13 protein-coding genes are annotated in these 10,293 nt (G+C 30.2%); 3 read left to right on the top strand and 10 right to left on the bottom strand.

Annotation, left to right across the window (positions count from 1 at the left end; genetic code table 11):
- Positions 1–198 (top strand): hypothetical protein (locus tag U9R42_10010; protein MEA3496355.1); only part of this gene is annotated, 198 nt, incomplete at its 5' end.
- On the opposite strand, the gene nuoB is transcribed toward U9R42_10010, so the two are convergent.
- From nuoB to U9R42_09960, 10 genes are read right to left on the bottom strand one after another with little or no spacing between them, the layout of a single operon-like run.
- Positions 164–844 carry an NADH-quinone oxidoreductase subunit NuoB gene (gene nuoB, locus U9R42_10005; GenBank protein MEA3496354.1) on the bottom strand — a complete coding sequence of 227 codons (681 nt, stop codon included), beginning with the start codon at positions 842–844 and terminating at the stop codon, positions 164–166. The two genes, U9R42_10010 and nuoB, sit on opposite strands and share 35 nt — an antisense overlap.
- A 21-nt stretch (positions 845–865) precedes the next feature.
- The gene (locus tag U9R42_10000; GenBank protein MEA3496353.1) at positions 866–1,774 is read right to left on the bottom strand and encodes an NADH-quinone oxidoreductase subunit H; all 909 of its coding nucleotides are present in this window, start codon (positions 1,772–1,774) and stop codon (positions 866–868) included.
- A gap of 21 nt (positions 1,775–1,795) precedes the next feature.
- Entirely contained in the window at positions 1,796–4,921 is a 3,126-nt protein-coding gene (locus tag U9R42_09995; protein MEA3496352.1) for a proton-conducting transporter membrane subunit, read from the bottom strand.
- Positions 4,922–4,957: 36 nt separating this feature from the next.
- Positions 4,958–5,329 carry an NADH-quinone oxidoreductase subunit K gene (locus tag U9R42_09990; protein MEA3496351.1) on the bottom strand — a complete coding sequence of 124 codons (372 nt, stop codon included), beginning with the start codon at positions 5,327–5,329 and terminating at the stop codon, positions 4,958–4,960.
- A gap of 1 nt (position 5,330) precedes the next feature.
- Positions 5,331–6,041: a hydrogen gas-evolving membrane-bound hydrogenase subunit E gene (mbhE, locus tag U9R42_09985; GenBank protein ID MEA3496350.1), complete on the bottom strand. Its 711-nt coding sequence runs from the start codon at positions 6,039–6,041 to the stop codon at positions 5,331–5,333.
- A complete protein-coding gene (locus tag U9R42_09980; GenBank protein ID MEA3496349.1) occupies positions 6,034–6,285 on the bottom strand; it encodes a hydrogenase subunit MbhD domain-containing protein in 252 nt (83 codons plus the stop codon). Before U9R42_09980 ends, mbhE begins: the two co-directional genes overlap by 8 nt.
- A gap of 33 nt (positions 6,286–6,318) precedes the next feature.
- Complete coding sequence (gene mnhG / locus U9R42_09975) at positions 6,319–6,678, bottom strand: monovalent cation/H(+) antiporter subunit G (GenBank protein ID MEA3496348.1); 360 nt, start codon at positions 6,676–6,678, stop codon at positions 6,319–6,321.
- Positions 6,679–6,687: 9 nt separating this feature from the next.
- Positions 6,688–6,948, bottom strand: a complete 261-nt coding sequence (locus U9R42_09970; protein ID MEA3496347.1) for a monovalent cation/H+ antiporter complex subunit F — start codon at positions 6,946–6,948, stop codon at positions 6,688–6,690.
- Positions 6,941–7,435: a Na+/H+ antiporter subunit E gene (locus tag U9R42_09965; GenBank protein MEA3496346.1), complete on the bottom strand. Its 495-nt coding sequence runs from the start codon at positions 7,433–7,435 to the stop codon at positions 6,941–6,943. The genes U9R42_09970 and U9R42_09965 overlap by 8 nt, the downstream gene beginning before the upstream one ends.
- Positions 7,436–7,451: 16 nt before the next feature.
- Entirely contained in the window at positions 7,452–8,099 is a 648-nt protein-coding gene (locus U9R42_09960; GenBank protein ID MEA3496345.1) for a hypothetical protein, read from the bottom strand.
- Between the two features lie 206 nt (positions 8,100–8,305).
- On the opposite strand from U9R42_09960, the gene U9R42_09955 reads away from it, so the two are divergent.
- The gene (locus U9R42_09955; protein MEA3496344.1) at positions 8,306–9,004 is read left to right on the top strand and encodes a Crp/Fnr family transcriptional regulator; all 699 of its coding nucleotides are present in this window, start codon (positions 8,306–8,308) and stop codon (positions 9,002–9,004) included.
- A gap of 152 nt (positions 9,005–9,156) precedes the next feature.
- The gene (locus U9R42_09950; GenBank protein MEA3496343.1) at positions 9,157–9,864 is read left to right on the top strand and encodes a Crp/Fnr family transcriptional regulator; all 708 of its coding nucleotides are present in this window, start codon (positions 9,157–9,159) and stop codon (positions 9,862–9,864) included.
- Positions 9,865–10,293 lie beyond the last annotated feature (429 nt).

Here is a 10,293-nt window from a genome sequence, read left to right as displayed (position 1 = left end):
CATAAATTAGGACAACAAGTTCCGATGACTTTTGCCAAACACTCATTTTCCGAAAATCATCATACTCCATATTTCCTTTTTTTTAAATTCATACATTCTCAATCTTATTCTCAATCTTATTCTCAATCTTATTCTCAATCTTATCCTCAACCTTATCCTCAACCTACCAATTATAATCAGGCATATTCCAATCCTTGATTATTTTTTTCTGATTTGCTTTATACCAATCAAACTTTTTGGCATATTCATTTGCTCCTTCTGCCCTGCCATCTTTTATTCTTTCTTTAAGTTTATTAAATCCTGCTAATAATGCTTCAGGGCGAGGCATACAACCTGCAACATAAACATCAACAGGCATATAATAATCAAGTCTATTTATTGTGTTGTAACTATCGTAATACATTCCACCATTTATGGTACAACTACCAAGAGCAAGGACAAATTTCGGACTTTGCATTTGTTCATAAGAACGAATAACCCTTTTCAATGTTTTTATTGCAAGATATCCTGAAACAATAATTACAGAAGATTGTCTTGGAGTAGGTCTCATCTGAACACCAAATCTAAATGCATCAAATCTAGGTGTTAATAAAGGAGGTATCTCAATACTTCCACAACCTGTTCCAAAACCTAAAACCCACAAAGATTCAGCTCTTGCCCAATTTAAAAATTTCTCTACAACTTTGTTCTTAGGATCTATTACCTCCGGTCTTTGATCGCAGAAATAGTCTTTTAAGGGATCTATTTCTATCTCAGCTCCATCAGGATCAATAACTATCCTCTTTTTATTCTCCTCCGCAAGAAACTTATCCTCTATATTATTTGATTTATTATTATCAGACATTATTTGATTTTTTTGTAAATTTTAAATGAAAATAATTATTGCTATAATTCCAATAACTAAAGGAACTTTTAAAAACCATACTACCGATTGTTCTATTCTGAATCTTGGAGATACAACACCAACAAAAACAGACCAGAAATAAATTAAGAATGTTTTGAGTATTAATTCAAACCAGTTTGTTGCTCCACCAAAAAATAGATTCATAAATAACACAGCTTCTACCACATGTAATATCGCATTATTAGTTCTTAAAACTCCAAGGAATGAAGAATGATACTCTGTTGGAGGTCCAATTGGAATTTCATTTGGTGCTTTAACAAGATTAAAAGGAGCATGCCTAAATGCTCCAAGTAGTGCTAGCATTGCAGCAACAGTTGCAAAAGGATTAGTAAATAATGTCCAGTTAAAAACCCCACCTTGCTGAGCAGCAACAATTTCAGTAATTGAAAGAGTTTGATATTGAATAGCTATTGAAATAACAGCAAGTGTCATTGGAATTTCAACAGTTGTAAATTGTGCCAAACCCCTGCTAATTCCAATTGCAGAATTAGGATGTCCACCCTCTCCTGCTCCAAGTGCCATACCTAGCATTCCAAAAAACTGGAAATATAAAATAAGAACTAAATCACCTGACCATGAAAAATTGCTAAAATATTCTGAACCAAAAATTAATGGGAGAAATAAGAACATACCTAATCCACCACCAAGCCTGAATACAGGTCCAAGATAAAACATTATCCCATGAGTGATAGATGTACGCAAGGTATATAATTTAACCAAATCAATCCATGGTTGATAAAAAGGGATACCGTATCTTCCTGCAACACGTGCAACAATTTTTCGCATTGTAGCTCCCATTAATAAACCCCAATTAAGGACAATAAATAATCCTAAGAGTGTAAATAAAAGTTTTGTTACTATGTTATCCATATCTTTCTATTCTAAATTATTTTAAAAAATAATAAAATAAGTAATGATTATATATAAAATTATATGAAGAACATAAGTTTGTCCGTTACCGGAATATATTCTTCTAAAGAAATCAGCTATTGCATGAATGGATTCTGACATCCAATTCCAAAAATCTGTAATGTATGGTAATACTATAAAACCGAGAGCCTTGTTGTATCCAGCATATAAATTATGTGCCATGTGAGTTGTTTCAGGTCTGAATGGTTTTTCACCTGCATACACAATATCAAACTGTCCAACTTTTCTGGCTTTGGCATTAGTAGCTATTAACCAACCTAAAACTATCATGAACATTATTCCAACAATAATCATCACCCAATTTCCATCCCAGTAACCTAAGCTTGTAGTTGCTGATGTTCCTGTCCATGTAAGAGTATTTGATGGAAAATAAGTAGTCAAAAAATCTCCTATTGGTTGTAAAATAAGAGCAGGCTTAGCAGAAAATACCATAATTCCCATTATTAAAGTATAAATCGGAATTAAAAACCATAATGAAATTTCCTTTACATTTCTATGATTATCTTTTAGTTGTCCTAAAAAGATTGCATAAATTAATCGGAAACAATAGAGGAATGCTACTATACCTGCAAAAAACACAATTGCTCCTTGAAAATACCAACCTTTCATTAAAACTGCATTATAAAATAACCATTTACCTGCAAATCCTGATAAAGGAGGAACTCCTGACAATGTTATTATTCCAATAAGAACTGCAATAAATGAAAATGGCATATTTTTAATTAATCCGCCCATTTCATACATATTGTGAGTGCCAACTCTTAAAACAACTCCTCCTATAGTTAAGAACAATATAGCTTTAAAAGCAAAATGGTTTAAAGTATATGTAAAACCACCTAACCATCCCAGATGAGTAGCCATTGCAAAAGCAAATAAAATATAACCTAACTGACCTATACTTGAATATGCAAGTAAACGTTTTGCATCTTCTTGAAAACTTGCTGCCATATTACCTACAAGAGCCGTTAAAGCACCAAGCCAACCAAGAACATATAATAAACTACTGCTTCCTGCTTGTTCAGCACCCATTGCAATAAAAGTAATTAATAAACCAAAAACTCCTGCTTTTAATAAAATAGCTGAAACCATTGGAGAAACATCAGATTCAGCTTCTGCATGAGCACCCGGCAACCAGATGTGTAATCCTAATGAAGCTGTTTTGGTCATAAATCCAATTGCTAACATTGTAAAAATAAGATTAGCATTTAAAGTTACTGCACTTAAAGCTTGAAGTGTTATTCCCGATTCAGCAGTTGTTAAACCAAATGCCGCAAGAATTAAATATGCACCTCCAACAGAAAATAACATATAGCTATATCCGTGAGGCATAGATTTTTTTCCTCTGATAATAAGTATATAAGATCCTATTGTCATTAATTCCCAAGCAAAAAAGAATTGAATTAATGTTTCTGCTTGAATAATACCGCCTAATCCTGCAAACATAATTAATGTAGCGGGATAAAAACCCTGTCTTTTTCCTTTGTAAGAATATCCAGCAATTAGTGTTAAAATACCTCCCAAGATAAATATTGAAAAGAAAATAAACCTTAACAAGTCATTTTCATAAAGTCCGGGAAGAACCGTATAGGCATAATAACTCATTGCCGCAATAGAAAGTGTATTTTTAATATATGCTGGAATAAAGTCAATAAGAAAAATTGCTGCAATAAAAATCAAAGGAATATAATTTGCAAACTTAACACCTTCAACAAAAGTGCCTGCAAAATATCCTACAAGGTATGTTAAAACACCAAATATTGCTACCAAAACAAATTTATGAATAGGAACTTTTAATTCAGGTAACTCTGAATTATCTGATTTTATAGCATATCCTAACCATCTGAATAGATAAATACCTTCAATGAATGATCCTAATAAAATTGCAATTACCCATGGAAACATGTTAGTAGCAGATAGTTGCATTATTAATTCCCACTTTCCAAAGAATGATGGAAATGGAGGGAAACCTATTAGTGCAAAAATAAAAGTACCGAATAAAATCAATAAAACAGGTTTTTTCCTTAGATTCGACCAGTTTTTAATATCCTGTTGCTTAACAATTCCAGAAAGCCAAAACAATCCGGCTTTTGCCAAATAATGACTAATAAGAATTCCAAAAGCAATAAAAGTTATTTTTTCGCCTAAGAATGGTGATAAACCAAGTATTGTAATTAGTAATCCTATTTGACCTATAGAAGAATATCCAAGTAAACGATTTGAATTTTTTTGTCTAATTCCTAATAAATTTGAACCAATAAAAGTTACTATTCCAAGATAAGCAATAACTTCATAGAACTGTTCGGGAGCAATAGGAAGTAACTTGTACAAAACAAAGAATACTGCAGAAGCAGAACCTGCTGAAAGAATAGCTGCAAATCCAGGTTTCACACTTTGATAAACATCTAAAGCCCAACCATTGGCAGGAAATAATTTTAGTTCAAGAAGAATTGATATTAGCACTAAAAATACCGCAATAGCACCGCCTTTAGTAATTGCTGGATTTATATTTATAATATCAGCAAGATTAAGTGAACCTGTAAAATAATAAGAAAAGATAATTCCAATTAATAATAATCCTGCAATAATACCTGTTGCCAACATATATTTAAAACCTGAAGATATCGAATCTCTATTTTTATGTAAAACAATTAATCCTGCAGTAGCAATACTCTGAACTTCAAGGAATACAAATAAATTAAAAAGGTCTTGTGTGAGAATAATTACATTTAATCCCATTATAAAAACAAGAAAAACAATTATTGCATTTCGTCCTTGTTTAACAAGTGTGTTAAAAAGATAAATGCCACCCAACAAACCTATATTATTAATAAGTAATGTAAAGAAAGCTTCATGCATTCCCATTCTTAAATTTATAGAAAAGGGAGGATTAAAACCTGCAGTAAATACCTGAGTCGTTTCTACATTTCCAAAATATAATGCATAAGCCCATTGTGCTGAAATAAAAGTTATTGTAGCAAGAGCAACTAGCATTATTGAAGCTAAAACTTTTTTAGGTATATTCCCAAAAAGACCAAGTGCAAAAGCAACTCCGAGAGATATTGTGATTATATGTATTGGTGAAACCATGTTTTTGCTTTATTTATTATTTACAAATATAATTTTTTACCATTTCAGGTCGCTGAAATTTTGAATTTCCAATGTCTTTTTCTCTTTGTGTAACTTAAGAACATAGGTAAGCATAAGAGCAGTTACACCAAGCCCGATAACAATTGCCGTTAGTACCAAAGCTTGTGGTACAGGGTCAACAATTTGATTTGCTGCATCTTCAATATCAACTGCAGAATCAAGAATTGGTGCAGTTCTGTTGCGGATATATCCAATACTTACCATTACAATGTGAATACCTGTATCGAAGAGAGAAAAGCCTATAACAATTTTAATGATATTTTTTTGTGTCAGGATTGCAAAAATCCCAATTAATATTAGAAGAAAACCTGTAACTATGCTAATATATTCAATATTAAAATAACCCATTTTATTTTTCTTTTTGTGTTTCGTTTAAAGTACTTACAATGCTTGATAATTCCGAACCGACTTTTAATCCTACAAAGATGTAAACAAGTGGAATTGTCCCTGCACTTAATAGTTTTCCAAAAGTTCCTAATTCAAATATTCTATTATCAAGAAAACCACCGGCAAGTATTATTCCCAGTATCCCAATAAATACAAAGGATAATCCGGAAATAGATTCAATGACAGAAATCAAACGATGATTAATTTTCATGTTTGGATTTGCAAGGAATAAGAGTACAAGCCCTGAAGCTATAACAGCTCCACCCTGAAATCCTCCACCAGGAGTAAGATGACCATTTATGAAAATATAAGTTCCAAATAGAAAAATTATAGGAACTAAAATTTTTGCTGCAGTTTGCAAAATTTCACTTGCTGAACATAAACTTTTCATTCTTGTATTATCATCTATTTCCTCTTTTGTAAGTTTAAGGAAAAATCCAATAATTGCAGCCGTTAAAAAGAGAATTACAACTTCACCCAAAGTGTCAAAACCCCTATAAGTTACAACTATTGCTGTTACAAGATTTGCTGCTCCAAGTTCAGAAGGTTCATTATTTGCATAATACAAACCTAAGTTTGATAATTCTGAGTTACCATTAAAGAATGCAAGCAAGCCCAGAAAAATTGATGAGAAAGCAACAAGAATTACGAGTATAAAACCTTTTTTAAGCATTATTCTTACGTATTTTATTTAGTACATAGAAAAAAATTACGGTTGATAAACCACTTCCAATAGCCGCTTCTGTCATTGCAACATCAGGTGCTGCTAATAAAATATAAATTACAGAGGCAAACAAACTAACTGCTCCTGTAGCCAGAATTACTACAGATAATTTTTTTTGATATACTGCAACTATTGCCATTACCAAAATAACTAATCCTAAAGCTATGGAAATTATTATATAAGTATCTGTCATATTTTCAAAAATTAGAAATTGATGATTTAAACATTATAATTTAACATTAATTTTTATATTATTTTTTTTCTCCTCTTCTTCCAGTTTATCTGCTACAGTTCTCTTGGTTAAGTGCATTCCAATATGGTGAGCAGCTCTTGCAAGAACATGAGATGAAACAGGATTAGTAATAAGGATAAATACCATTAATAAAAAGATTTTCCCAAACCAATCAGTGTTTATTAAAGCTATTCCAAAAAGAGTAAGTATTGTTCCCAAAGTTGATGCTTTAGTTCCTGTTTGAATTCTATTGTAAACATCAGGCATTCTAACAAGCCCTAACGAACCAAGGAACAAGAATATAGAGCCTATTAAAGTTATTATCGCTCCTATTATTTCTAATAAATTTTCCATAAATAATTTTTATAATCCTTTTTCAAAATATCTTGCAATAATAATAACCGCAAGAAAACTCAGTAAACCATAAACCAATGCAACATCAAGATAAATTACTCTTCCAGCTATATGCGAAATCATAACTATTAGTGCAATGGAAATAATGGTAAGTACATCAAAAGATATTATCCTGTCAATAGTTGTATCACCTTTAATAAAACGCCATAATGACAACAAAATAGCTAATCCGATAAAGATCATAGAAATATATAATAAAGTATTAACCATAGATTACCTCCAAATAATTTTCAAATTTTTGAACAATTTGTTTAGTTGCTTCATCAATATCATCACTTTCTACATTAATCCAATGAATGAACAATTTGTCATCTATCATTTCAATTGTTAATGTACCGGGTGTTAATGTAATTGAATTAGCAAGAACTAGTCGCCCAATTTTTGATTTTAGTTTTGTTTTTACTTCAACAATCCCCGGTTTAATTGGTAAAGAAGGCGTAAGTACCCTACGAGCCACATCCAAATTCGACTTAATTAATTCTCCTATAAAAACGAATAAATATATTATAAAATATAGAAACGCTTTTGGAGTAAATTTAATACTGGAAAAAATGTTGCAGTGTTTACAAAATACTATTGCTAATAGAGCAGAAATCACTATTCCTGAAATTACTGTAACAATTTCAAAATTACCGTTCAGTAAAAACCAAGCTATCAACAAAATGACAAATGATATTGAAATATTTTTTATATTCATCTAATAATATATTTTATTAAAAAATTAAAGTTTTCTGTTTATAATTATTATATATATCCTCAAACTTTTCTTGCAAAGATATTAATTCACTGGTTTTTATATTTTTACTATAAATCCTAACAAAATCAACAAACTTAGGTTCATCATACCAATAACCTATTGCAAAATCAACATTATTAATATCATTAATTGACCTAAGGTAAGTTATAAGTTTTTCAAATATTGCCCAATCAAGCTTTTCAGAAATTTTGAAATAATAAATATCATTGCAAACTGAATTTTGAAAAATACTATTTTTAAGTTCCTTTAGATTAAAAACGCTTTTAAGATATATTTTACTTAAAAAAGGACTTACTATCTTTGATTTATAAAACTCAACATTGCTATTCATAATAAAATCAACAATATCATCAATTTTATTTTCAATCTTATCCCCCTTTATTCTAAAGGCATTGGGATATTTTTCATTTAAGGTAATTTGTGTAGAACAAATATCTATGTCAAATTTTGTTTTTGTTTCTAAACATAAACGAAATACCCTATCATCATTTACTAAATCAAATGATTTGTATGGTAAATAATATGTGGGAATTTTGCAATTTATATCAGTAGGGTCAAGCTCTGAGCAATAATAATCAGGAAATGGATCTGATGATTTTAACATCAAATACTTTTTATTAGGAGTCAATTTTGAACAAGACAAGGTCTCACGTTTCAATATTGTTCCATATACTTTCAGAAATGAATCCATTTTTGATTACTTTTGTCCGTGCAAATGTATTTATCTATTTAAATAACATCACAGAAAATACATTGAGTTTTTGCAAAAATAAATTGAGATATCTCAATTTTTATTATAAATGGAAAAGAATGTTTGATTTTAAAAATAAATTTAATTGTGAAAACTGTACTCAAAAAGAGCAATGTTTTTTTCGCAAATTAAACAAAGAAGAGCTTCAGATAATAAATAAAAACAGAGAAGAAGTTCACTTTAAAGCAGGAGAAACTATCTTTAAGCAAGGAACTACCTCAAAACATTTTGTTTACATCCATTCGGGTTTAGTAAAAATACTTATTGAAACAGACATAAATAAAAATTTTATTACTCAAATTGTAAGACCTTTTCATTTTCTTGATTTCCCTGCAATCTTTGATAATAATCGTTACAACAAATCTGCAATAGCTATTGAGGACTCGCTTGTATGTCTTATTGATATTGAAGTATTTAAATCAATAATTTTATCAAACACAAAATATGTTGCATCTGTAATTCAACATTACAATGCACTACAACTCAACTTATCCAAAAGAATAATTAGTGTTATTTACAAAAATATGGAAGGACGTATTGCAGATGCACTGTTATATTTAGTAAATGAAGTTTATTTTACAAGATCATTTACAATGACAATTACTAGAAAAGACATAGCAGAGCTGGCAGGGATGTCAAAAGAAAGTACAAGTAGAATATTAACTCAGTTTAAAAATCAAAAAATTATAAAAGTAAAAAGCAAACAAATAGATATTCTTGATAAGAAATACCTTGAAAAAATATCAAGGTTCAGTTAAATTTTGTTTTAAAAAAAAAATCACACTTACTCTACACATTGATTTGTTGCCTATTACGTTGGTCAAAATAATAGCTTAATCTTTTTGTTAAAAAAGGTTGATAAATTTGTTATAAAACACTATTTTTGCGATAATTATTAAATGCCCACAAAATGAATAATGGTTGCAAAAATACTCTAAAGTGTGAAGATTGTAAAAACAATAAAAATTCATTATTTGCAAACTTGCCAATTGAAAACAGACAATTAATAGAAGATAACAAACTAAATTGCAATTATAAAAAGGGAGATTCCATATTTAAAGAAGGAATGATTCCTACAGGACTAATTTGCCTTAATTCAGGCAAAGTAAAAGTTTTTAAGGAAGGAGTTGGACGAGAACAAATCATTAGATTAGTAAAACCTGTTGAATTATTTGGATACAGAGCAGTATTGTCGAAAGAAAATTATAATTGCTCAGCAATAGCTTTAGAAGATAGTACAGTTTGTCATATTGATAAAGATATTGTTTTTAAAGTTTTAAAAGATGATGAAAATTTAGCTTTAGAAATAATTAAGAGACTTGCTTTTGAGTTAGGATATACAAAAAACCAGATTGTTAATTTAACTCAAAAACACGTAAGAGGACGATTAGCAGAATCATTACTTGTTTTAAAAAACACTTATGGAATTGCTGATAACAATGGTTTTCTTGATGTAAGATTTAGCAGAAACGACTTGGCAAATCTAGCAAATATGACAACATCCAATGCCAGCCGGACTTTGTCATCTTTTGTCGATGAAAAATTAGTTAAGTTAGACGGTAAAAAAATAAAGATACTTAACACTTCACAACTAATGAGAATCAGTAATTACGGATAATTTACTACTTGTTGATTTGGTTATTTGTTTCAATAGTCATTTAGTGGTCATTTGCTTCGCTGTCATTTAATTGTCATTAAGTTGTTTATCCATGCGGACTCATAGGATCTAACTTCGTGTCGCAAGTTTTGTTTATTTGGTGATTTGTTGATTTGTTTCAATAGTCATTTAGTGGTCATTTGCTTCGCTGTCATTTAATTGTCATTAAGTTGTTTATCCATGCGGACTCATACGAGCTAACTTCGTGTCGCAAGTTTTGCTTATCTGGTGATTTGTTTATTTTCATCGAATTATACAAATTTAACGAATGATGTTTTTTATCGTAATTCCAAACAAACAGGTAATCAGTAATTCTCACCTCTCACCTCTCACTTCTCACCTCTCACCTCTCACCTCTCACCTCTCACTTCTCACCTCTCACCTCTCACT

This window comes from Bacteroidota bacterium, assembly GCA_034723125.1.
In the GTDB taxonomy this organism is placed as follows: Bacteria; Bacteroidota; Bacteroidia; order CAILMK01; family JAAYUY01; genus JAYEOP01.
This window is presented reverse-complemented; position numbering and strand designations above follow the sequence as displayed.